This is a genomic window from Bacillus sp. FSL K6-3154 (genome assembly GCF_040869395.1).
In the GTDB taxonomy this organism is placed as follows: domain Bacteria; phylum Bacillota; class Bacilli; order Bacillales; family Bacillaceae; genus Bacillus; species Bacillus safensis.
Genome location: NZ_CP152033.1, coordinates 919,280 through 940,313, shown reverse-complemented (window position 1 = coordinate 940,313; position 21,034 = coordinate 919,280). Strand labels below are relative to the sequence as shown.

Annotated in this window: 24 protein-coding genes; 13 read left to right on the top strand and 11 right to left on the bottom strand. The window is 41.8% G+C overall.

Going from position 1 to position 21,034, the window contains the following annotated elements; genetic code table 11:
• Positions 1–35 precede the first annotated feature (35 nt).
• From MHH61_RS05145 to MHH61_RS05130, 4 genes are read left to right on the top strand one after another with little or no spacing between them, the layout of a single operon-like run.
• Positions 36–905: a DUF4097 domain-containing protein gene (locus tag MHH61_RS05145; RefSeq protein ID WP_125586112.1), complete on the top strand. Its 870-nt coding sequence runs from the start codon at positions 36–38 to the stop codon at positions 903–905.
• Between the two features lie 3 nt (positions 906–908).
• The gene (liaF, locus tag MHH61_RS05140) at positions 909–1,700 is read left to right on the top strand and encodes a cell wall-active antibiotics response protein LiaF (RefSeq protein WP_169510657.1); all 792 of its coding nucleotides are present in this window, start codon (positions 909–911) and stop codon (positions 1,698–1,700) included.
• Positions 1,697–2,761 (top strand): two-component system sensor histidine kinase LiaS, encoded by a 1,065-nt coding sequence (gene liaS, locus MHH61_RS05135; protein ID WP_024426016.1) that lies wholly within the window; start codon positions 1,697–1,699, stop codon positions 2,759–2,761. Before liaF ends, liaS begins: the two co-directional genes overlap by 4 nt.
• Positions 2,758–3,393, top strand: coding sequence for a response regulator transcription factor (locus MHH61_RS05130; protein WP_024426015.1), 636 nt, complete (start codon positions 2,758–2,760; stop codon positions 3,391–3,393). The genes liaS and MHH61_RS05130 overlap by 4 nt, the downstream gene beginning before the upstream one ends.
• A 42-nt stretch (positions 3,394–3,435) precedes the next feature.
• Here the strand turns inward: MHH61_RS05130 and MHH61_RS05125 are convergent, their stop codons facing one another.
• Genes MHH61_RS05125 through MHH61_RS05110 form a run of 4 tightly spaced genes read right to left on the bottom strand, consistent with a single transcriptional unit; the run spans position 3,436 to position 7,465 of the window.
• Positions 3,436–3,804: a hypothetical protein gene (locus MHH61_RS05125; protein ID WP_024423422.1), complete on the bottom strand. Its 369-nt coding sequence runs from the start codon at positions 3,802–3,804 to the stop codon at positions 3,436–3,438.
• A 37-nt stretch (positions 3,805–3,841) separates the two neighbouring features.
• A complete protein-coding gene (locus MHH61_RS05120; protein WP_024426014.1) occupies positions 3,842–4,963 on the bottom strand; it encodes a Ger(x)C family spore germination protein in 1,122 nt (373 codons plus the stop codon).
• A complete protein-coding gene (locus MHH61_RS05115) occupies positions 4,960–6,054 on the bottom strand; it encodes an endospore germination permease (RefSeq protein ID WP_024423420.1) in 1,095 nt (364 codons plus the stop codon). The genes MHH61_RS05120 and MHH61_RS05115 overlap by 4 nt, the downstream gene beginning before the upstream one ends.
• A complete protein-coding gene (locus MHH61_RS05110; protein WP_125586114.1) occupies positions 6,041–7,465 on the bottom strand; it encodes a spore germination protein in 1,425 nt (474 codons plus the stop codon). The genes MHH61_RS05115 and MHH61_RS05110 overlap by 14 nt, the downstream gene beginning before the upstream one ends.
• Before the next feature lie 112 nt (positions 7,466–7,577).
• On the opposite strand from MHH61_RS05110, the gene MHH61_RS05105 reads away from it, so the two are divergent.
• The 3 genes from MHH61_RS05105 (at position 7,578) to MHH61_RS05095 (ending at position 9,689) form a co-directional block, all read left to right on the top strand.
• On the top strand, positions 7,578–7,745 hold the full coding sequence (locus MHH61_RS05105) for a YvzF family protein (protein ID WP_003213147.1): 168 nt from the start codon (positions 7,578–7,580) through the stop codon (positions 7,743–7,745).
• 89 nt (positions 7,746–7,834) lie between these two features.
• A complete protein-coding gene (fumC, locus tag MHH61_RS05100; protein WP_024423418.1) occupies positions 7,835–9,229 on the top strand; it encodes a class II fumarate hydratase in 1,395 nt (464 codons plus the stop codon).
• A 154-nt stretch (positions 9,230–9,383) separates the two neighbouring features.
• Positions 9,384–9,689 carry a hypothetical protein gene (locus tag MHH61_RS05095; RefSeq protein ID WP_225315506.1) on the top strand — a complete coding sequence of 102 codons (306 nt, stop codon included), beginning with the start codon at positions 9,384–9,386 and terminating at the stop codon, positions 9,687–9,689.
• A 23-nt stretch (positions 9,690–9,712) separates the two neighbouring features.
• Here MHH61_RS05095 and MHH61_RS05090 read toward each other — a convergent pair whose 3' ends face one another.
• Positions 9,713–10,591: a TetR/AcrR family transcriptional regulator gene (locus tag MHH61_RS05090; RefSeq protein WP_024423417.1), complete on the bottom strand. Its 879-nt coding sequence runs from the start codon at positions 10,589–10,591 to the stop codon at positions 9,713–9,715.
• 192 nt (positions 10,592–10,783) lie between these two features.
• Here MHH61_RS05090 and spxO point away from each other — a divergent pair, with 192 nt between their 5' ends.
• Positions 10,784–10,948 carry an anti-adapter protein SpxO gene (gene spxO, locus MHH61_RS05085; protein WP_003212782.1) on the top strand — a complete coding sequence of 55 codons (165 nt, stop codon included), beginning with the start codon at positions 10,784–10,786 and terminating at the stop codon, positions 10,946–10,948.
• A 20-nt stretch (positions 10,949–10,968) separates the two neighbouring features.
• On the opposite strand, the gene MHH61_RS05080 is transcribed toward spxO, so the two are convergent.
• Together MHH61_RS05080 and MHH61_RS05075 are read right to left on the bottom strand one after the other, a co-directional pair.
• Positions 10,969–12,300: a HAMP domain-containing sensor histidine kinase gene (locus tag MHH61_RS05080; RefSeq protein WP_034623848.1), complete on the bottom strand. Its 1,332-nt coding sequence runs from the start codon at positions 12,298–12,300 to the stop codon at positions 10,969–10,971.
• The gene (locus MHH61_RS05075; RefSeq protein ID WP_024423415.1) at positions 12,297–12,974 is read right to left on the bottom strand and encodes a response regulator transcription factor; all 678 of its coding nucleotides are present in this window, start codon (positions 12,972–12,974) and stop codon (positions 12,297–12,299) included. Before MHH61_RS05075 ends, MHH61_RS05080 begins: the two co-directional genes overlap by 4 nt.
• A 326-nt stretch (positions 12,975–13,300) precedes the next feature.
• Here MHH61_RS05075 and MHH61_RS05070 point away from each other — a divergent pair, with 326 nt between their 5' ends.
• The gene (locus MHH61_RS05070; protein WP_056765823.1) at positions 13,301–14,701 is read left to right on the top strand and encodes a S1C family serine protease; all 1,401 of its coding nucleotides are present in this window, start codon (positions 13,301–13,303) and stop codon (positions 14,699–14,701) included.
• Between the two features lie 46 nt (positions 14,702–14,747).
• On the opposite strand, the gene MHH61_RS05065 is transcribed toward MHH61_RS05070, so the two are convergent.
• Positions 14,748–15,587 carry an oxidoreductase gene (locus MHH61_RS05065; protein WP_125586248.1) on the bottom strand — a complete coding sequence of 280 codons (840 nt, stop codon included), beginning with the start codon at positions 15,585–15,587 and terminating at the stop codon, positions 14,748–14,750.
• 113 nt (positions 15,588–15,700) lie between these two features.
• Here MHH61_RS05065 and MHH61_RS05060 point away from each other — a divergent pair, with 113 nt between their 5' ends.
• The 3 genes from MHH61_RS05060 (at position 15,701) to MHH61_RS05050 (ending at position 17,447) form a co-directional block, all read left to right on the top strand.
• Positions 15,701–16,147 carry a YusW family protein gene (locus MHH61_RS05060; protein ID WP_024423412.1) on the top strand — a complete coding sequence of 149 codons (447 nt, stop codon included), beginning with the start codon at positions 15,701–15,703 and terminating at the stop codon, positions 16,145–16,147.
• A gap of 146 nt (positions 16,148–16,293) precedes the next feature.
• A complete protein-coding gene (locus MHH61_RS05055) occupies positions 16,294–17,124 on the top strand; it encodes an ABC transporter ATP-binding protein (RefSeq protein ID WP_008347057.1) in 831 nt (276 codons plus the stop codon).
• 71 nt (positions 17,125–17,195) lie between these two features.
• Positions 17,196–17,447 (top strand): YusU family protein, encoded by a 252-nt coding sequence (locus MHH61_RS05050; RefSeq protein WP_024423411.1) that lies wholly within the window; start codon positions 17,196–17,198, stop codon positions 17,445–17,447.
• A gap of 215 nt (positions 17,448–17,662) precedes the next feature.
• On the opposite strand, the gene MHH61_RS05045 is transcribed toward MHH61_RS05050, so the two are convergent.
• Genes MHH61_RS05045 through MHH61_RS05035 form a run of 3 tightly spaced genes read right to left on the bottom strand, consistent with a single transcriptional unit; the run spans position 17,663 to position 18,437 of the window.
• A complete protein-coding gene (locus MHH61_RS05045) occupies positions 17,663–18,010 on the bottom strand; it encodes a spore coat protein (protein ID WP_024423410.1) in 348 nt (115 codons plus the stop codon).
• Positions 18,011–18,021: 11 nt separating this feature from the next.
• Entirely contained in the window at positions 18,022–18,255 is a 234-nt protein-coding gene (locus tag MHH61_RS05040; RefSeq protein ID WP_224426662.1) for a hypothetical protein, read from the bottom strand.
• 44 nt (positions 18,256–18,299) lie between these two features.
• The gene (locus MHH61_RS05035) at positions 18,300–18,437 is read right to left on the bottom strand and encodes a YuzL family protein (protein WP_003212904.1); all 138 of its coding nucleotides are present in this window, start codon (positions 18,435–18,437) and stop codon (positions 18,300–18,302) included.
• A 199-nt stretch (positions 18,438–18,636) separates the two neighbouring features.
• On the opposite strand from MHH61_RS05035, the gene MHH61_RS05030 reads away from it, so the two are divergent.
• The gene (locus MHH61_RS05030; RefSeq protein ID WP_024426008.1) at positions 18,637–21,024 is read left to right on the top strand and encodes a 3-hydroxyacyl-CoA dehydrogenase/enoyl-CoA hydratase family protein; all 2,388 of its coding nucleotides are present in this window, start codon (positions 18,637–18,639) and stop codon (positions 21,022–21,024) included.
• Positions 21,025–21,034 lie beyond the last annotated feature (10 nt).

Genomic DNA, 21,034 nt, shown 5'->3' with positions numbered 1-21,034 from the left:
TAATGAAAAGGTCAGAAGATAAAGGGATGGTATAAATGAAGCGATTAATCGGTCTAATTTGTATACTTGTAGGTATCTTTTTAATGATTGGCATGCTTTTCAAAAATGAAAATCTCTTTCATATAAGTTTTTCCCGTGAAAAACCAGTGACAACAGCTTCAGCGAAAAAAGAGGAGATTGATCAATTAGATATTTCTCTTTCTGGGTTTCGCGTGAAGGTAAAACCTGAAAATCGTTCCGATATCTCGGTGACTGCTGTCAATGGAAAAGGGAAAATGTATGCGGAGCAAACAGGCGGTACGTTCAAAATTCGTGCTGAAAATAAAAGCTTCTTGTTTTTCACTCAATTTGAAAAAGGAGAGCTTTTAGTTAAAATTCCAACAGATTATCATAAAAATGTGAAGATTACGGGTGGAAGCGGCGTTAGTGAGATTGATGGAGAAGGAAAGCTGTCCCTTCAAGATGTGATACTCAAATCAACGAGTGGAAACCTCACAGCTGAGAATTTCTCAGCCAAAAATGTGGAAATCAAAGCAACCTCTGGCAGGCTGGCAGTGTCGCACATCGATGCGAAGGATAGTGATATTGGGGCAACTTCAGGGCGTGCCGATATTAATGATGTCAAAGGCGAGCTGCAATTGGGCATGACAAGCGGCCGGTTGACAGCAAGTTTTGATACAATTGAGTCACCTGTCTCCTTTCATATGACATCAGGGAGCGCGAAATTTAATTTGCCAGATGACGGAGATTTCAACGTTCAGGTGAAAAAAACAAGTGGAAGCGTCGATCACTCGTATGACTTTGATCAAGTGGATAGTGAAGGTCGAGGCTTTACAGGTACGCGGGGAAAAGGGACTCATTTAGTCGATATTGAAATGACAAGTGGTAACCTCAAGCTGCGGTAATGAATGAAAGAAAGGAAGGAGGCGAGTCAACTGCGTTTTACAAGGAATCAAATTTTAGGCATCATTGTTGTGATATTTGGTATTAATTTATTTCTCAAAATTATTGGGATCGGAGCAGATTTGTTTTGGCCTGTGTTTTTTGCGCTGGCGGGTTATTGGCTGCACTCACGATCCAAACGTTGGCTCGGTTCAGTTTCCTATATTTTTGCCGGCTTTCTCTTCTTAAAATTTCTGCTCAATATTACATTTAGTTTAACAGGTTACCTATTTGCGGCCTTTTTGATTTATGCCGGCTATCGCTTATTGAAAAATAAACCTGTTTTTGATGTCGATAAAAAGGAAACATCAGAAGACGGGAAGCCTTCACTGAAAGTCAATCTTGAAAAAAAGAGCGATCAGAAGAAAACAAAAAGCCAGACAAAGCCGCGCAAAGAGCATGACTTTTTTATTGGTGAAGTCAGGCTGATGAAAAAGCCGTTTCAATTAAGTGATTTGACGATTTCAGGCTTTATTGGCGATGTTAAAATCGATTTATCAAAGGCGATCATCGCAGAAGAAGAGAGTACGATCGTGATTAGCGGGCTGATCGGAGATGTGGATATTTACGTACCGCAGGATATTGAAGTATGTGTGAGTGCTTCCGCCGCGATTGGTGATATGAAAATCATAGATGAAAAAAGAAGCGGGTTTGGCAGTAAAGTGTACGTGATGACCAACGATTACGATGAGAGCAAACGAAAAGTGAAAATCTCCATCTCTCTGCTGATCGGGGATGTGGATGTGAGATACTTATGAGGAAATTGCATTTAGGTCTCCAGTGGCAATCTGTTCGTCTTGGCGTCGGTATCTCGCTCGGTGTTGTGACGATGACGACACTGCCGATGTTTTTTTATTATCAGCTTGATCCGATGATCCTGCTTTCTACCCGCTGGTTTGGCATACCGTTTTTTTGTATTTTACTCATCGTTAGTCTTGCGATTGGGATTTCTGCCGGGAGTGTATTTGGCTATCAGCATAAGAAACGCCTCGATCAGCTTGTTGAGTCGATTTTGAAATTTGAAAATGGAAACTTTGCATACAGACTGCCGTCTCTTGGCGACGATGAAATTGGCTTAGCCGCCGATCAATTAAATGAAATGGCGAAGCGGGTCGAAGGGCAAGTAGCCTCTTTGCAAAAGCTTTCAAATGAACGGGCTGAATGGCAGGTTCAAATGAAGAAATCGGTCGTCTCAGAAGAGCGGCAGCGGCTTGCACGAGAGCTCCATGATGCGGTCAGTCAGCAGTTATTTGCGATTTCAATGATGACTTCAGCTATTCTTGAAGGCATGAAGGAAAAGGACGAAAAGATATTAAAGCAAATGCAGCTTGTCGAACGAATGGCTGGCGATGCACAAAATGAGATGCGTGCTCTTCTGCTTCACCTAAGACCGATCACGCTAGAAGGAAAAGACCTGAAAAAAGGCTTAATTGAGCTGCTAAATGAGTTCCAAGCAAAGCAGCCGATTGATATTGATTGGGAAATCGAAGATGATGTTCCGTTATCTAAAGGAGTAGAGGACCACCTCTTCCGAATTGTGCAAGAAGCCCTGTCTAATGTATTTAGGCATGCAAAGGCGACAAAGGTAACTGTGCGCCTGCTCATAAGAAACCGGCAAGTGCAGCTAAAGATTATTGATAATGGTATCGGCTTTCAAACAGATCATGTGAAGACAGCCTCCTACGGACTTGAATCGATTCGAGAGAGAACAAGTGAAGTAGGCGGTGTCGCAGAGATTATGTCATTTGAGGGAAAAGGCACACAAATTGATGTGAAGGTTCCCATTTTTGATGAAGGAAAAGGAGAGAACGTTCGATGATTCGAGTGCTTTTAATCGACGATCACGAAATGGTGAGAATGGGTCTTGCGGCCTTTTTAGAGGCGCAGGCTGATATTGAAGTCATTGGTGAAGCGTCAGATGGACAAAAAGGTGTAGAGCTAGCCGTTGAATTAAGGCCAGATGTGATTTTAATGGATCTTGTCATGGAAGGGATGGATGGCATCGAAGCAACGAAAAGAATTTGTCAGGAAATTGAAGATGCGAAAATCATCGTTCTGACGAGCTTTATTGACGATGATAAAGTCTATCCAGTGATTGAGGCGGGTGCTTTAAGCTATTTATTAAAAACATCCAAGGCAGGAGAAATTGCTGATGCCATCAGATCTGCAAGTATCGGCGAACCAAGACTTGAATCAAAAGTGGCTGGAAAGGTCATGAATAAACTCCGTCATTCATCAAATGGGTCCATCCTTCACGATTCATTAACAGCAAGAGAAATGGAGATCTTGAAGCTGATTGCGGATGGGAAATCGAATAAGGTCATTGCCGAGGAATTATTTATTACAATTAAAACGGTGAAGACCCATATTACCAACATTCTTTCCAAACTTGATGTGGAAGATCGAACGCAAGCGGCTGTGTATGCGCACCGTCATAAGCTGATTCAATAAAAAAACAGCTTTCAGGTGAAAGCTGCTAGAACATGCGTAAAATTAGTCCTTCTGTCCTGTGATCGGACGTTCGGATAGTTGATGGAGCTCAGGAACTGGAAAAGCCTCCTGCTCCTTGGCCGATTTTTCTTCCAGGGTTTTCTTCATTTCGGATAAAAGCTTTACGCTCTCCGTTGCTGCTGCCGCTTTTTTTTCCTGCAAATCAATGATCTGTGAAAGTCCGACGAATAATCCGCCTCCCAACAGAAGGAGCGCAGGGGTTTGTCCATAATAAACCACGATCAAAAATGTGCTTGAAAAGCTGTCGGCTTCAATGAAGAAATCTTCTTTTGATTGCGTGAATACAACGATTAACAGAAGTATCCCTAGAATCAAAAATAGAATGCCGGCCGAAAGTAAAGCTCGTTTCATGATTGACACCCTTTTTTTCTTACCATTTTAACATACTCTATAAAGATTGTGTTGCGCCCTTAGTCCCGAAGTCACGGATTTTCACATTTGCCTTGTAACGAATGTCCGATTCACTAAAAATTTCATCCCAATGCTTCGCTTCTTTTCGAAAGTCCTTCGGATACGCAATACTCGCTTTTTGAGAAAACCCGCAAATATCTGCTTTGATCTCATGCTGTAATTCCCCAATGAAATCTTTTACGTTTTTCTCTATTCGACGCTCCACGACACCTTCAATCTCTTGGAGATACTTTTCATTAAATGCATTTTCCCGCTCATTCCAATCCTCAGACAACCTTCCTTCAAGCGCCACTGACACATTAAATTGATATTTTCCGCTCGCTGTTTTATTCGTTTCAATGTTGTGTTTCAGTTTAAAAATCTCAAACGAATAGATGCTGTGATCATATTCAAATTCAATCACTCCGCCTTTTCCGTCCCCAGTCAACAGGTTGTATGACTGCACGGCTAACGGAGAGATGCTGGTGAGAAATCGTCTGTTCTTAATAATAGAGGCTCCGTCGAGTATTAATTTCCCTTGATCCACACCGACTTTCGGAACAGCAAAAGATACGTTGTTTTGCATAGCAGAAGAAATATCTCCTAATGAAACGGGCTTGAACATACGTATGGTCGACTTTGTATTCGCAGAAAGATCATATAATGTAGAAGAAGCTGGCTGACCAGCGTCATTGATTTTCAGCAAGTCCCCAGGCTTTTCTGAGGTCATAAAGACGAGGCTTCCTCTTCTCGTTTCATTGTCGCGAATGAATTGATTAATGACGAGGTCGAAATTATTCTCATTGATGAGTTCCTCAGAAAATAAATACACCCTCAGCTGCTGGGCGAAAATCCGGTGACTTTTGAGTGTCGTTGTTCGGAATATTTGATGTACGGAATCACCACTAGTTTCTATAATCTTTGTTGGGTCTTTTACGCTGGATTCTTGTTCAATTTTTTGAGGAACAAGGACTTGCATTGATATTTTAAGCTTATGACCGTCATCTCCTTTATCTAAGCCATAACCAATCGCCATGTTGAGTTCCTCAATATTGGTACTATCCCAGCATCCACTTAATAGAAAAAGGGTCATTAATGCAAAAACCGCTTTCTTTTTCATGCCGCTTTCCGCCTCCTTTTAAAAAACACGATGATGAATAAGAGAAACGGGAGAATGCCGAATAAAAGGAAAAATAAATTGTTCACATAGGTTAAATAATCACGCACTGTATCAACATCCTTTGGGAAAACGGCGGCAAAGTAGATGACAATTCCCATCAACGTGAGTACGACTTTTTTGGGTAATTTTGTTAGTTTGGATACCCCCATTGCAGCAAAAAACGTATATCCTACAAAGCTCGTATAAAGCTGAACAAGCCAAACGATAAGCAAAAAAGATTCAATCCGCTCAATAAAGATCCCCTGTATATCGAACGATTGAAATAAAGCAATCGTCGGCCAAGTCAACGTCGCAGTTTCTTTCACAGTGAACGCACCAACGACAAGAATATAGGTGAATATATAAATGATCGCAGGAATCAAAAAGCCGATTGCGCCATAAGCAAAGGTGTGTTTTTGCGTGTTCATATAGACAGGCATAAACAGCATCATTTCAATGCCGACAAACGAAATGGCTGATGCATTAAAGGATTTGAAGACAGGTGAGAAGCCCTCGCCTAAAACAGGCCGGAGGTTATCTAACTTAAACTCTTGAACACTGAGTCCGTAAGCAATAAATAAGATAATCAGGGTGACAATGAGGAAAAAAGGGCACAGTCTGGCAAAATCACCAATCCCGCCGACGACAAGATAAAGACCGACCAAAATAAAGCTGATCATTGTCACCGCTACGGGAGTGTTTTGAAGCAAAAAGAACTTCACCATTTCCGACATAGCCCGCACTTCATAGCTGGCAACGCCGAGAAAATAAATAATAATGAGCAGGTTAGCAAGGGCACCGATCCACTTGCCAAGCCCCTCGTTCGTATAATCATAGTAAGAGGAGAAGGGGACTTTTTTCATCATAAGGACATTCGCAAAAATAAATACAATGTAAATGCCACTCATGAGTAAGAGCGCAATCCAGCCGTCAGGTGTAGCTGCAGCCTGAGCCATTGCTCTTGGCAGAATCATCATACTTGCACCTAATGTTGTATTGGCAATGATGGCACTTGCCTGATAGCTGGTGATCGACTCTTTATGATTGACCATATCGTTCTCCTTTCTTTTGATTTTTTAAAGGCAATCGAATGATGGAATTGTCTTCGTTTTTATAGCTGAACACAAAATCTGGTGAGAAATAAGGCGTCCCAAAACTTTTTTGCCGTGTTAAATGAGTAAGGAGAACGAGCATGAACAGCACAATCCCATATAAACCAAAGGTAGCTGCTGTAAACATGGACACAAACCGGAGCACGCGGAACGACATGCCCATCCCATATTGCGGGACAGTGAATGATGCGAGGGCAATCACACTGACGATAATCACCATGATCGAGCTCACAATATGAGCCTGAACGGCCGCCTGCCCGATGACAACTCCGCCTACAAGTCCAATCGTTTGCCCGAGCGGATTTGGCAGCCTTAAACCGGCTTCCCGCAGTAGTTCAATCGTTATCTCCATGATCAGTGCCTCCACAATAGGCGGAAAGGGGACGTTTTCTCTAGTGCTTGAGATTGAAATAGCAAGAGTTGTTGGTAAAAGCCCTTGATGGAAGGACACAAGCGCAATATAAATGGCTGATAAAAATAATGTCAGAAAAATAGAGGTAAACCGCAGCATCCGAATGAGAGAGGCAGCGATCCACCTTTCATAATAATCATCGGGTGATTGCATAATCGTCGCGAGAGAAGCAGGTACAATTAACACAAAAGGTGAATGGTCAACAAAAATGGCGACACGTCCATTATTTAAAGCAGATGCCACTTTATCCGGCCGTTCTGTGTTTTGTATTTGCGGGAAAGGAGAGTACACATTGTCCTCAATCAGTTCCTCAAGAACACCGGAATCTTGTATATCATCAATAGTGACTTGCTTGAGCCGTTTTTTCACTTCTTTTAAAACAGATGATTGAGCCATACCGTCAATGTACATGATGGTCACTTTGGTGTACTTTTTTTGACCAATCTTCATGTCGACGGTTTTAAGATCGGGGTTTTTCAAGCGCTGTCTTACAAGAGCTAAGTTCGTATCTAAATCTTCAATAAAGCCAATTTTCGGTCCTCTCACAACTGTTTCAGAGGTAGCATCCCCTATACTGCGTTTCTTCGTTCCATGCGTTTCTAAAATATACGCATGCTGAAATCCGTTAATCAGAACAACACAATGCCCATCAAAAATCGCATCGACCAATTCCTCAGAGGTTTTCACCGAACGGGTGGTCATCATCGATAAATTGGATTCAAGCTTCTCTTTTGTGAGAGACGTATGATCTTGGAGAAGCAGATTTAAAAAGGTTTGAATCTCCATCTTTTCGTTCATTTCTTTTATGTATAAATAGTAAACCACCTGTCCGTGAGGCAGCGTTTTTTTCTCATGGACCAAATCGTCCATTTCCTTTAATTGTGGAAGGATGACGGAGAGATTATCGTATAAGTGCTCTTTTAATGGAGTTTGATTCATTCGGATCACCCGCCTCAAATCTTTTTCTTAGCATTACCTGCTTGAAAAAACAATATTCTGTGTTACATTATTTTGTGGTAAAAGAAAGAATGAGGGTTTTGGAGGAAACAAGATGGCACAAATTCGTTTAGCAGGAACAAAAGAGGAGATCGACCGTATTCTACAGTCGTTTGACAAGCATTATGAGGTGACATATACATCAAAGGATTACGGAAAAACGAACCCAAAATACAAATATTCGAAGGATGTTCGCGTTTATATTGAACTAAAATTAAAATAAAGATAAAATTTTAATTGAAAACGCTTAAAGGATTTTCGTTTTTTGTATAGAATAGAGTTGAGTGATGAGAAGCTATGGAGGGATACATAATGACGGAATTTAGAATCGAAAAAGACACAATGGGCGAAATCAAAGTGCCGAAGGACAAGTTCTGGGGTGCACAAACACAACGAAGCAAAGAAAATTTCAAAATCGGTTCTGAGAAAATGCCAAAGGAAGTTGTGAATGCGTTTGCAATTTTGAAACGTAGCACAGCGATTGCGAACGAACGTCTTGGCAACCTTGAAAGCGAAAAAGCAGAAGCTATTGCTGCTGTATGTGATGACATCATCAGCGGAAAGTATGACGAGCATTTCCCGCTTGTTGTTTGGCAGACAGGCAGTGGAACACAAAGTAACATGAACATGAACGAAGTCGTTGCAAACAGAGCAACTGCTTACTTGAAAGATAAAAATAGCGAGTTCAGCATTCATCCGAATGATGACGTTAACCGCAGCCAAAGCTCAAATGATACATTCCCTACGGCTATGCACGTGGCAGCTGTTTTAGCTGTGTACAAAAAATTATTGCCTGCAATTGACCAGTTAAGAACAACTCTTGATGAGAAAGCAAAAGCGTATCAAGAGATTGTGAAAATCGGCCGTACGCACTTGCAGGATGCAACACCGCTGACAGTTGGCCAAGAGATTAGCGGCTGGGTATACATGCTGGACCGTTCAAAAGAAATGATTCTAGAATCAACTGAAAAAATGAGAGAATTGGCCATTGGCGGAACGGCTGTTGGTACAGGCATTAACGCACATCCTGAGTTCGGTCAATATGTTGCTGAGGAAATCAGCCAGCTGACAGGTCAAACATTCAATTCTTCACCAAACAAATTCCATGCGCTGACAAGCCATGATGAAATTACGTATGCACACGGAGCCTTAAAAGCACTTGCAGCTGACTTAATGAAAATTGCCAATGATGTGAGATGGCTTGCAAGTGGTCCTCGCTGCGGAATTGGTGAATTGATCATTCCTGAAAATGAGCCGGGAAGCTCCATTATGCCAGGAAAAGTCAACCCAACCCAAAGTGAAGCTTTAACCATGATTGCAGCACAAATCATGGGGAATGATGCCACAATCGGTTTTGCGGCAAGCCAAGGAAACTTTGAGCTGAACGTATTTAAGCCAGTCATTATTTACAACTTCCTGCAATCAGTTGAACTGCTTGCTGACGGCATGAACTCATTCCATGACAAGTGTGCAGTTGGAATCGAACCAAACCTTGAAACGATTGAGAAAAACTTGAACAATTCATTGATGCTTGTGACGGCACTAAACCCGCACATTGGATATGAAAATGCAGCGAAAATTGCGAAGCTTGCGCACAAAGAAGGATTAACACTAAAAGAAGCAGCACTTCAATTAGAGCTGTTAACAGAAGAGCAATTCGAGCAATTTGTGAAACCAGAGGAAATGGTGACACCGAAAGCAAAATAAGAAACCAGGGGCGGCTGCCCCTGGTTTTTGTGTGGGAAGATATTTGAGGTGAATACTTGTGAGAACATTAAAGACAAGGTTTATTAGATGGTTGAGGACACGTGATGTTGAATTCTTTCAAGTAATGTCCCAAGATACGGAGGAGTCAGCTTTTTTGTTATACATTGATCAAAGACGGCCTGAGGGTGGGAATCATATTGATATATTTTTGATTTCTCATTTTGAGCTGTCAGAAGAGTCGTATGAAGATGTTCTAAGTTTCAATAATGATATGCTTGGCTTTAAACCAACCTGTTCGTATTGTATGGACACACTGTCGATAGAGGAAGAATTTGAATTTGATTTTCCTTGTGACATGCTTGCTGTTCAAAGATATGTAGATGACTTACTAAATAGAGTTCAAGCCAGCAAACTTCCTGAACTGACACATAAGGATTTTGATTTTTTATCACAACAATAAACCCAGGGAATCCCCTGGGTTTTTTACAAATGATCCTCTTTCAAAATGCGCAAAAGAGATTCGGAGTTGGTTTGAAGCGGTGCATATAATTTCAATTGGTACAGCATGCCTTTCACGATGACTTGTCTTGGTTTTTGTTTGTTTAATTCATTTTCCAGAATGCCAAGTGCTTCAAATAATTCAGGCTCGTCTTTCACTTCATAGTGTGCTTCAGCCATCTCTCTTAATTCCTGTAAAAGAGATTCTGTGAGCGGATCGAATGACCTTTCATAAATCGGACCAAACCAATCGCTCGCTTGATCTACAGAAATGAGAGGAAGATCATTTCGCTTCATCATACCGCCCATCAAATCATCGATACGGTGAATCATGGTTGTGGCAAGCTCTTCTGCTTCCAGCTGAAAATCATATAAAATCGCAAGCTCGAAATAAACGTGGCTCATGCCCTCAATCGTCAAACATAAATCAGCCATATAAGGAATGGCAGCGTCTCCATACACTTGTTTAATATTATCGATATGAAGCTGAATCGTCGCAAGCCTAATTTGTTTTGCGAGCTGCTGCGTTTCTTGAGTCATAGGAAGCGCTCGATCGCTCAGCTGCATTTTAATAAAATCCTTTTGCTGCAAAATATTATCGTAATAGACAGTGAGCTGTTTGCGGTAGGCTTCTTTTGGTGTGCCGCCCTCTGTTTGAACCTCATGAATCCGGGTAAATACCTTATCGTAATAGTAATGAAGGATCGAAATGAGCAATGCTTCCTTTGATTTAAAATAAAGATAAAAAGCACCCTTTGACATGTGGCATTCATCCGCAATTTCCTGAACAGACGTTGTGTTGTAGCCTTTGCTGGCAAATAATTTCATGCCAGCCTCAATGATCATTTTTTCTTTCTTTTTCAATATGAATGTCATCCTTTCTTACCGAGAGACAAATGTCTTAGGAAACGTGCGCAAAGAGATGTGACTTATTGGTCATAAACGACGAAAGTTTTCAAAAATTAATCAGATTGTAACTTGTTTTTTACAGTGTAATTCTTTATATTATAAAGTAAGGTGACCAACTGGTCAAAATATGTGAAAGGATGATGTTCCATGAGAGAAATCGATGATATGATTAGACGCTTGCGAACAAAAGGGATTCAAGTAGAAAAAGTCAAAATGCCGAAAGAGACAACCATTGAAAAGAAATGGATGTATCAAGCTGGCAAAAAGATCAAAGCCACATACCGTGATTTCAATGGGTATTCATTCATTTAAAAAAGACTGCGGTCAAAAACCTACAGTCTCTTCTTAGGAACCATGATTGTATAACGTACACCTAGATCATCATTTTCAATAGATATGGACGCTTGATGCATTGAAAGAATTCTTTTGACAATGCTTAATCCAATACCGAATTCGCCCTTTTTTCCCTTACTAAAAGGTTCGTATAGGTTGGACAGCATATGTTCTTCAATTGGAGGACCGTCATTACGAATGACAATGCGGATTTGATCCTCTTCTTGTTTCATCTGAATATCAATCTTACTTTTTGCGTAGCGAAGTTGATTTTCTAGTACATTCTCAAATAATTTGCTCCATTGTTCTGGATCGCCTTCAAGAGCAGCCTCATCATCTAAGTCCACGTTCCACTGCAATTCATTTTTCGACCAGCGTATTCGGTCGACCACTTCCAGCATCGTATTACTGAGTAGGAAGGAAGAATGTGCGGGATGTTGTTTAGATAAATAATCAAGCTTTGTTAAGTACAGCAGATCCTTGATTTTCTTCTCAAGCTTTTCCGCTTCACCTTCAATGACTTCCACCGTTTGTTCAAGATCTCCCTTAGGAAAAATACCATCTTTAATGGACTGCGTGTAGCCGCGGATGACCATGACAGGTGTTTTTAAGTCATGTGAAATATTCTGCAAAAGTGTCCGTTCTGTTTCATCTTTTTGAATGAGTTTTTTTCTCATTTCTTCAATGGTATGACCAAGTTTGCCAATTTCATCTTGCCGGTCAACGATGACAGGATCGTCCCAGTCCTCTTGTGCAATCCGTTTGACGTGCTTTTCAAACGCAACGATTGGTCGGGATAGATAGCGGGCAAGCCAAATCGATGGAATCCAGCTTAGTAATATAACAGTGCCTAAGATAAAGATCAGCTGTTTAAACAGCGTAAAGGACAGGTCATCTCGATAAGAATCTGGTGCATAGGACAGAAGAATATATTGTGTATTGCCTGATGATACTTTTTTGATGACAAAAAAGATATGCTGGCCGTTCACCTCTTCAGAATACCGTTTCGTTGCGCTTTTTTGTTTTTTCACAAACGATTGGATTTTCTCAATAAAGGCATGCGGGAAAAACTGCGCCATTTGATCTAATTCATCTGATGGGATCAAAATGTGCTGCACGGAGCGGTTTTCCGGTGTCGATTTTGGCGAGCCGTCTCGGTTCAATGGATATTCTGTCAGCACTTGCTGTTCATTTTCGATATTTTTATAAATTTCATTTGTGAAGAAGTCACGTAATGTATTGGAAAATAGAATAATCAGGACAATGGAAATGGTGAGCAAAATGCCAGAGATCACAGCCCAAATTTGAAAAGCGAGCGGTTTGTTCTTCATCCTTTAAGCATCCTATAGCCAAATCCATAGATGGTCTCGACCTTTAAGTCGGGCATTTTTTTGCGCAGCCGTCTGACAAGGTCATCCACCACACGATCTGTCCCGAAGTAATCGTGTCCCCAAATCTTGACGAGGATATCTTCACGAGAAAAAGCATGTCCCTGGTGATGTGTAAATAAAAGCAGCAAGTCAAATTCCTTAGAAGTTAAGTTAATGAGCTGCCCCTCTTCATAGACCTCTCTTACATCCTCATGAATGACATAAGAAGAAACTGAAGTGACGCTTTGCTGCTGCGGGGTATCGCTGTTTTTATACACAAGCTCCAGCAGCTTTTGAACCCGAATGATCAGCTCACGAGGAAGAAACGGCTTTGCAATATAATCACTGCTTCCCAGCTCTAAACCGAGGACACGGTCGATATCTGCATCACGTGCTGAAATGAAAATGACCGGTACGTCAGGTGATGCGGCTTTAATTTCTTTTATGAGGGTATAGCCGTCTGTATCAGGCAGCATGATATCTAAAATCCATAGATGCGGCGGCTTGTTTATGGCCTCGCGTGCCGCTTCTCCGGTTAAAAAAGAGGAGACATTCCAATCTTCACTCTCTAAATATTTGGTTAACAGTTCATTTAAATTTTGTTCATCTTCAACTAAATAAATGGTGTACGACAAAGTCTTCCACATCCTCTCAACGTCATTATAACGGGATACGAAGGCGGCATGTCAACAATCACACGCTTTTTTCACAATTTCACATATTCTTCTCATCATTATCCCATAATGTTTGATTATGATAAGGTCAAGGGAAAAAAGGGCATAGACAAAAGGCGGATGAATAGGTGCTTTTCATCAATGTGCGCACCTTGCTTTTTTTCTATGAATAAGTATTATATAATTTGACATATTGCCATAAAGTATTTTTCAATGATCTTTCCATTAAGAGGACCTGAGTCCTATCTAGAGATATGAATGAAACATGATGTAAAGGAGTGCAAGCGATGGATTTCCGAAGAGAAGATGAAGAGAATAAGATGAATCATCCAGAAAATCAAGACAATGAAATGAATCATCAAAAAGATACCCATCAAGAGAATGAGAAACAAATAGACGCACCAGAAAAAGAGAAGGAACTCGTTTTTCACCAGCATGAAAATGAAGCATCTGCCTCGCAGGAGAGTGTGACAAAGCATTCTCCTCAAATGGTGGATGACCGTGCGTCGAAAAAAGAGAAAAAGCGGAAGGCGGCATGGCTCAGTCCAATTCTTGGAGGGATTATTGGCGGGGGTCTTGTACTTGGCATTACACCGCTTTTGCCGCAGTCACAGGATACAGCTGCCAACACGCAAACGCAGACCGCATCAAGCGAGCCGGCAGCCTCAGATAATTTCTCGACAAAACAAATCACCAATGCCACAAATGTGGCTGATATGGTAGAAGATTTAGAGCCCACTATTGTTGGGGTCTCAAACTATCAATCTACACAAAATTCGTTTGGCTTGAGCGGTGATCAAACAGAAGCTGAAGCTGGAACAGGCTCTGGTGTCATCTTCAAAAAAGATGGCAAAAAAGCGTACATTATTACAAATAACCACGTTGTCGAAGGGGCCAATAAAATCAAGGTCACCCTTTATGATGGAAAAACAAAAGACGCAAAGCTTGTCGGCAGTGATGTCATGACCGACTTAGCCGTTGTTGAAATGAACGCAGACGGCATTGATAAAGTGGCAAGCTTTGGTGATTCTTCTAAGCTTCGTGCTGGAGATAAAGTCATTGCCATTGGGAATCCGCTCGGTGCACAGTTCTCAGGTACTGTGACAGAAGGAATCATTAGTGGTCTTGATCGTACTGTAGAAGCAAATACGTCATCTGGTACGGTGGAGATGAATGTACTGCAAACAGATGCAGCCATTAACCCAGGAAACAGCGGGGGGCCACTGATCAATACAGATGGTCAAGTCATTGGCATTAACAGCTTGAAAATCAGCGAAAGCGGTGTGGAATCACTCGGATTTGCGATCCCAAGTAACGATGTCAAACCGATTGTAGATGAGTTGTTGAAAAATGGAAAAGTCGAACGTCCATACCTTGGCGTACAAATGATTGACCTTGAGCAAGTGCCTGAGACGTATCAGGAAAATACGCTCGGCTTATTTGATAAACAAATCGGCAAAGGCATTTACGTAAAGGATGTTTCAAAAGGTTCACCTGCTCAAAAAGCAGGCCTGAAATCTGGAGATGTCATCATTAAGTTCAAAGGAAAAGACGTAGTGAACAGCTCTCAGCTGAAAGAAATTCTTTACAAAGAAACAAAAGTCGGCGATAAAACTACAATGACTGTCATCCGTGAAGGAAAGAATAAAAATCTAGATATTACCCTTGGACAGTCAGATAGCGAATAAATGAAAAAACAGGTGGATGTCAACATGTCCACCTGTTTTTTTGTGCTTATTTTTTTGAAAGTGTACGTAGTATGATCTGTTCCCACATGTTCCACGGCAGAAGCTGCTTTGCTGTGAATGAAAGTCGTACACCTTTTCCAACAAGATATCTCAGCCGTTTCAGCCGTCTCTTTTCTGCTAAACGTACAACAAGCTCTGCTACTTCACGAGGATCTCCATAGTTGGATTTCTGGGCATCAATATGGGCCATCCTCTTTTGATAGAGTTTTGTGTATTTCGATCCTTCTGCTGGCTGAATCATTTGTTCGTTCATGGAAGTGTTCCAAATATTCGTCTGGAAAGAGCCCGGCTCGATCAAGGCCGCCTGTATACCGAACGAAGCCAGTTCAATCCGCAAGCTTTCTGTATAGCCTTCCAACGCAAACTTAGATGATACATATGGAGAAAGTGCAGGCATTCCCATTAATCCGCTGATACTGCTCATATTGAAAATCTTTGCACCACTCGTCATAAACGGCAGCACGGCTTGGGTCATTTCCATCACACCGAAGACATTCACTTCAAATTGCTGGCGGTATGTATCGACAGGAACCTCCTCCGCAAAACCAGCAAAGGCTGTTCCCGCATTGTTCACAAGCAGTGTAATGGGTGCATAAGCATGAAGCTTCTTCTGAAATGCTTGAATCGACTGCGTATCGGTCACATCTAACGCTTCAATATGTATCATGCCAGATAAAGAGGCTTCCTCGATTTCTTCAGCGAGCTTTTTTGCATTGGTTTCCTGTCTGACGCCGGCAATCACTGTATAGCCCCGCTTGGCGAGACACATCGTGATGAGCTTGCCAAAGCCGCTATTGGCACCAGTTACAATGGCTGTTCTTTTCATCATCCGGTCCTCCTTTTTGTTTCAATTTATCATAGTGGGCTGTTTTATTGAATAACAAAAAGGAGCCTGGAGAAGAATAAAAAGCGATGCTGTGAAATAGGAGGAAACACATGATGTGTTGGAAGAAGGCGGGACGAATAGGAGTGCTGCTCTTTATGCTGTCCGGCTGTCAATCAGTTGAACCGTTACAACAAACACATGAAGCAGAAGCAGAAAGTCTGTCAGCTGTTCAAATGAAGGAACTGCCATTTCAGCATGTGCATCTGCTTGTCCAATATGGACAGAAAAACGAATTATATGAAGCGACCTACCGTCAGGCAAGAGGCAAAGAGGAAGCAATCATTCGTGATCATATGAATGGAGCCCGCTATGAAGGAGAAGAAGCTTTGCGCGAGATGAAGATGAAGCTGAATGATATGTCGATTCCTAGTGCAAAGATCAATGAATCGTATGTAAATGAACTATTAGCTGCTTTTAATTTAGATGATGATTATCAGCGGATTCAGATCGATTTAAAGCTCGAGGATGGGACCAAACGTACATTCCAAAGGAAGAAATAAACGAGACTTTCTCATTTTTTAATTGAAAATGATTTTCAAGATCACTTAAATCTGATACACTAAATTGAGATAAGTGATCTTTTACGTCTGTACATAGACGATATTTCATATAAAAATTTGGATGAGAAAAGGAGCGTTTGAGCGGAATGAGTGCCATTTCTACTGAAGGTTTAAGCTTAGGCTACGGAGAAACAATGATCATCGATGAACTAAATGTATCAATCCCTAAGGGTGAAATCACAGTATTTATTGGCAGTAATGGATGTGGTAAATCCACGCTACTGCGCTCTTTGGCCCGTCTCATGAAGCCAATGGGTGGTTCTGTCCTGCTTGAAGGTCATTCCATTGCAAAATTACCAACAAAAGAAGTAGCGAAACAGCTCGCCATTCTTCCACAAGGACCAGAAGCGCCAGAAGGATTAACCGTGCATCAGTTAGTGAAGCAAGGCAGATATCCTTATCAAAATTGGCTGAAGCAGTGGTCGAAGCAAGATGAAGAAGCTGTGAACCGCGCATTGAAGTCAACAAAGATGGAAGATCTTGCTGATCGGACCGTTGATTCATTATCAGGTGGACAAAGGCAGCGTGCATGGATTGCGATGACGCTGGCCCAAGAGACCGATATTATTTTGTTAGATGAGCCGACGACATATTTAGACATGACGCATCAAATCGAAATTTTGGACCTTCTGTTTGATTTAAATGAGAAAGAGCAGCGCACGATTGTGATGGTTCTTCATGATCTCAATCTTGCATGCAGATATGCTCATCATCTTGTCGCGATTAAAGACAAGTCAATCTATGCAGAAGGCAGACCAGAAACAGTGATTAATTGTGATCTCGTGAAAAATGTCTTTGATATGAATTGCCAAGTGACAACAGATCCTTTATTTGGAACACCATTATGTATTCCGCACGGTAGAGGACGCTGTATTGTGCAGCAAGCGCAAGCTGAAACGTTTCTTGCTGCAAGATAATCGTATGTCAAAAGCCTGACATCTGTGTCTCACAGAGTCAGGCTTTTTTCTGAAAAAGGAGCGGAATATCAATGGGAAATGAATTAGATGAAAAGCTGGAAGGCTTGCTTGATAAATATACAGAGCTGCTGCTCGGTGAATCAACAGACGAGCTGAAACAAGATGTGAAACAATGGGTGATCTACTCCCATATCGCAAAAAGCATGCCGCCGCTAGCAAAGCATTTCAATGAAACGTATCCAGAAGCAAAAGAAGAAATCAAACACACGATTCAACGAATCAAACAGTTGAACGAAGCTCACCGTGCCAATAAAGACCGTTAAAAAACTGCCAGCAGCGTGTAGACAAACCCTCGCATTCTTTGTCAGTCCTGTGCGCTGGTGCTCACGAATGTTCAATTCGCTCCGCAAAAGTAGCCGTCCTTCCTAGACTGCAAAGGTTTTCTATCACGCTGAAAAGAAGACAAAGGGCTAAAATAAAAATCATTTTAGCCCTTTATCAACAATTGACTGCCAGCACTAGACTGGCAGTTTTTTTCTTATGACATTTGTGATGAACCGTACGGAGATTGATCTGTCAGTGTTTGCTGGAACTTCTGGTGTGCCTGCTGGAGCTTTTGCTGATCAGCGGCTTCAACAGAATACCAGCCATATCGGAACATGACATCATATAAATGTCTTTGTGTTTTCTGTGTTTCCAGTGCAATTCGCTGAATATCCTGATAAAGAGATTCATGACTGAATTCATTGAGCGCTGTATTGTATCCACTTGTCATATATTTTTCAGTCGACAAGAGATCTGTGACAAAATCACGATCGTTCATGTTGGTTGTTGTGGGAACCGGAGTTTGTGGATTCCCGATTTTTTGTTGGTTTTGCTGTTCCATGTTTTTTCCTCCTATTGCATAAAGCCAGTAGACTGGCCTTGCCCTGAGCTGCCTAAATGCTGAAGAATTTGTGTGTAATGCTGATGATGCATTTGCCCAACTTGATTTAATTCTTGTTTCAATGTTTGGTCCTGGCAATGCTCGGCCATAAAATGAGCCTTTTTCATGGCAATCAAGTTCCAGTTGAGCATATCCTCTAAGTACAAGGAATCCTTCACTGAAATGACTTCTGGGGGCATATTCATTTGCTGATTGTTCAACTTGTGTTCCTCCTTACGAATTTGTTTCCTTACTGATTCTTTTTATATTGCTGATTTTGACTGGTTTTTTTCCCGCCTAGGTCTGCTTCCTGTGATGGACCTGCGTTTCCTTTTACACTTGCAGCACTAACGCCTGCTTTCGATGGGTTTTTCTTCAAACGAGACATGTGGACATCACCTCCATTCTTACAATTCCCTCTCATCTTTAATTCATACGCCGCAAAATAAGGCACACGAGAATGTGTAAATTTTTGAAATCTGCTATTGAACTGTTTCGGAAAATCTTTTAAGATAAAGAAAGAGGCATTGCTTTTTTTTGGACAAAAAATGAATGACTGTTCATTCAAAATGTTTAGGGGGATATTTATGGGCAAACATATTCGCAAGGCGGCTGTCATTGGTTCAGGTGTCATGGGCTCAGGCATTGCTGCACATTTAGCCAATATTGGGATACCAGTTACACTGCTAGATATTGTGCCAAATGAACTGACAAAGGAAGAAACGGCGAAAAAGCGGACGCTTGATCACCCTAGTGTTCGGAATCGATTAAGTCAAGAAGCGATGAAAAAATTGTTAAAGCAAAAGCCAGCACCTCTTACTTCAGCAAAAAACCTATCATACATCACACCGGGAAATCTCACAGACCACCTTTCCTTATTACACGATGCTGACTGGATCATTGAAGTCGTCACTGAAAAGCTCAGCATCAAAAAGCACGTATTCTCTCTCATCGACGAACACCGCAAAGAAGGAAGCATCGTATCAAGCAATACATCCGGTATTTCAGTTGAAAAAATGGCAGAAGGCCGATCAGATGATTTTAAACGCCATTTTTTAGGCACACATTTTTTTAACCCAGCTCGTTATTTAAAGCTCTTAGAAATCATTCCTATTCAAGAAACCGATCCAGAAGTACTGTCATTTATGAAAACATTTGGCGAGGATGTACTCGGCAAAGGTGTGGTTGAAGCAAAGGACACACCGAACTTTATTGCAAACCGCATTGGCACTTATGGACTTCTTGTCACAGTGCGTGAAATGCTTGAGAACAAATACACCATCGGAGAAGTGGATTCTGTCACAGGACCTCTCATTGGAAGACCGAAAAGTGCGACCTTCCGTACACTGGATGTAGTGGGACTCGACACGTTTTCTCATGTGGCACGAAACGTATATGAACAGGTAGAAGGAAAGGAAAAAGAGATTTTTCAGCTGCCTGAGTTTATTGAAAGAATGCTCGAAAAAGGATGGATTGGCAGCAAGGCAGGCCAAGGTTTTTATCAAAAAAATGGGAAGGTCATTTTAGAGCTTGACCCAGTGACGCTCACATATGGTGAACGCACAAAGCTAAGAGATCCAGGCATTGAAATGGCGAAACAGCAAAAGGGTGCAAAAGCAAAGTTGAAAGCGCTTATTTATCAGGATGGCCGTGCAGGGCAACTACTTTGGAATATGACAGCGCCCGTACTTCTTTATTCAGCTCATCTAAAAGGTGAAATTGCGGATGATATTCAGTCTATCGATAACGCCATGAAATGGGGATTCGGCTGGCAGCATGGCCCATTTGAGCTGTGGGATGCAATAGGTGTCAAAAAAGCTGCCGAACGCATGGAAGCAGAAGGCCACAGTATTCCAGCATGGGTGCAAGACATGCTGTCAAAAGGACACGAGACATTCTATCAAGAGAATGCTGATGGAGAGCGAGCGTTTTATCATAACGGGGCTTATGAACAGGAAAAAGGAAACGACAAACATATATCTTTAGCTAGATTGAAAAAGAAACACGACGTCATCTTCAAAAATTCTGGTGCGAGCCTGATCGATATTGGTGATGATGTCGCCTTGCTCGAATTTCACTCTAAAAGCAATGCCATTGGACTAGATGTCATTGATATGATCAATCGCGCTGTTGATGAGACGGAAAAGAATTATAAAGGGCTTGTCATCGGAAACCAAGGGAAGAACTTCTGTGTTGGCGCAAACCTTGCCCTGATTTTAATGGAAGCACAGGATGACAATTTCTTTGAAATTGACTTTGTGATCAGACGCTTCCAGCAGGCAATGATGAAGGTGAAATATAGCAATCGCCCAGTCGTAGCCGCCCCGTTTGGGATGACATTAGGAGGCGGAACAGAAGTTTGTCTGCCGGCAGCAGCTATTCAGGCGTCCAGCGAAACTTACATGGGACTTGTGGAAGCGGGAGTTGGACTGATTCCAGGAGGCGGCGGAAACAAAGAGTTATATCTTCGTCACCTGCAAGGATCAGCGAAGCCGTCGCAGACGGCTATACAGGATGCCACGCTGAAAACATTTGAGACAATTGCAATGGCAAAAGTATCGACTTCAGCTGAGGATGCGCGGGATATGAATATGATCCGCGTGAGCGACCGGATCAGTATGAACGGGGATCACCTGATCTATGATGCAAAACAACTGGTGCTCTCTCTTGATGAAGCCGGTTATCGTGCGCCGCTCAAGCAAAAGGTGCCGGTCATGGGAGAAACAGGCTATGCAGCGATGATTTTGGCTGCTGAAAATATGAGACTGTCAGGATACATTTCAGAGCATGACATGACCATTGTAAAAAAATTAGCTCATGTCATTTCCGGCGGGAAACTGCCATTTGGAACCGAGGTAGAGGAGCAATACTTATTAGAGCTTGAAAGAGAAGCCTTTTTAAGTCTTGTAGGAGAAGTGAAATCACAGGCACGTATGCAGCACATGCTCGTCAAAGGAAAACCTTTACGTAACTAAGGGGGAGTCA

Excerpts from the sequence above, each read along its gene's own strand:
- MHH61_RS05120 (WP_024426014.1), bottom strand. The coding sequence starts at position 4,963 with ATGAAAAAGAAAGCGGTTTTTGCATTAATGACCCTTTTTCTATTAAGT.
- MHH61_RS05045 (WP_024423410.1), bottom strand. The coding sequence starts at position 18,010 with ATGGAACAGCAAAACCAACAAAAAATCGGGAATCCACAAACTCCGGTT.
- spxO (WP_003212782.1), top strand. The coding sequence starts at position 10,784 with ATGAGAGAAATCGATGATATGATTAGACGCTTGCGAACAAAAGGGATT.
- MHH61_RS05050 (WP_024423411.1), top strand. The coding sequence starts at position 17,196 with ATGGGAAATGAATTAGATGAAAAGCTGGAAGGCTTGCTTGATAAATAT.
- MHH61_RS05110 (WP_125586114.1), bottom strand. The coding sequence starts at position 7,465 with ATGAATCAAACTCCATTAAAAGAGCACTTATACGATAATCTCTCCGTC.
- MHH61_RS05115 (WP_024423420.1), bottom strand. The coding sequence starts at position 6,054 with ATGGTCAATCATAAAGAGTCGATCACCAGCTATCAGGCAAGTGCCATC.
- MHH61_RS05070 (WP_056765823.1), top strand. The coding sequence starts at position 13,301 with ATGGATTTCCGAAGAGAAGATGAAGAGAATAAGATGAATCATCCAGAA.
- MHH61_RS05065 (WP_125586248.1), bottom strand. The coding sequence starts at position 15,587 with ATGAAAAGAACAGCCATTGTAACTGGTGCCAATAGCGGCTTTGGCAAG.
- MHH61_RS05060 (WP_024423412.1), top strand. The coding sequence starts at position 15,701 with ATGTGTTGGAAGAAGGCGGGACGAATAGGAGTGCTGCTCTTTATGCTG.
- MHH61_RS05035 (WP_003212904.1), bottom strand. The coding sequence starts at position 18,437 with ATGTCTCGTTTGAAGAAAAACCCATCGAAAGCAGGCGTTAGTGCTGCA.
- MHH61_RS05105 (WP_003213147.1), top strand. The coding sequence starts at position 7,578 with ATGGCACAAATTCGTTTAGCAGGAACAAAAGAGGAGATCGACCGTATT.
- MHH61_RS05030 (WP_024426008.1), top strand. The coding sequence starts at position 18,637 with ATGGGCAAACATATTCGCAAGGCGGCTGTCATTGGTTCAGGTGTCATG.
- MHH61_RS05080 (WP_034623848.1), bottom strand. The coding sequence starts at position 12,300 with ATGAAGAACAAACCGCTCGCTTTTCAAATTTGGGCTGTGATCTCTGGC.
- MHH61_RS05055 (WP_008347057.1), top strand. The coding sequence starts at position 16,294 with ATGAGTGCCATTTCTACTGAAGGTTTAAGCTTAGGCTACGGAGAAACA.
- MHH61_RS05125 (WP_024423422.1), bottom strand. The coding sequence starts at position 3,804 with ATGAAACGAGCTTTACTTTCGGCCGGCATTCTATTTTTGATTCTAGGG.
- liaF (WP_169510657.1), top strand. The coding sequence starts at position 909 with ATGAAAGAAAGGAAGGAGGCGAGTCAACTGCGTTTTACAAGGAATCAA.
- MHH61_RS05130 (WP_024426015.1), top strand. The coding sequence starts at position 2,758 with ATGATTCGAGTGCTTTTAATCGACGATCACGAAATGGTGAGAATGGGT.
- fumC (WP_024423418.1), top strand. The coding sequence starts at position 7,835 with ATGACGGAATTTAGAATCGAAAAAGACACAATGGGCGAAATCAAAGTG.
- liaS (WP_024426016.1), top strand. The coding sequence starts at position 1,697 with ATGAGGAAATTGCATTTAGGTCTCCAGTGGCAATCTGTTCGTCTTGGC.
- MHH61_RS05040 (WP_224426662.1), bottom strand. The coding sequence starts at position 18,255 with ATGAATATGCCCCCAGAAGTCATTTCAGTGAAGGATTCCTTGTACTTA.
- MHH61_RS05145 (WP_125586112.1), top strand. The coding sequence starts at position 36 with ATGAAGCGATTAATCGGTCTAATTTGTATACTTGTAGGTATCTTTTTA.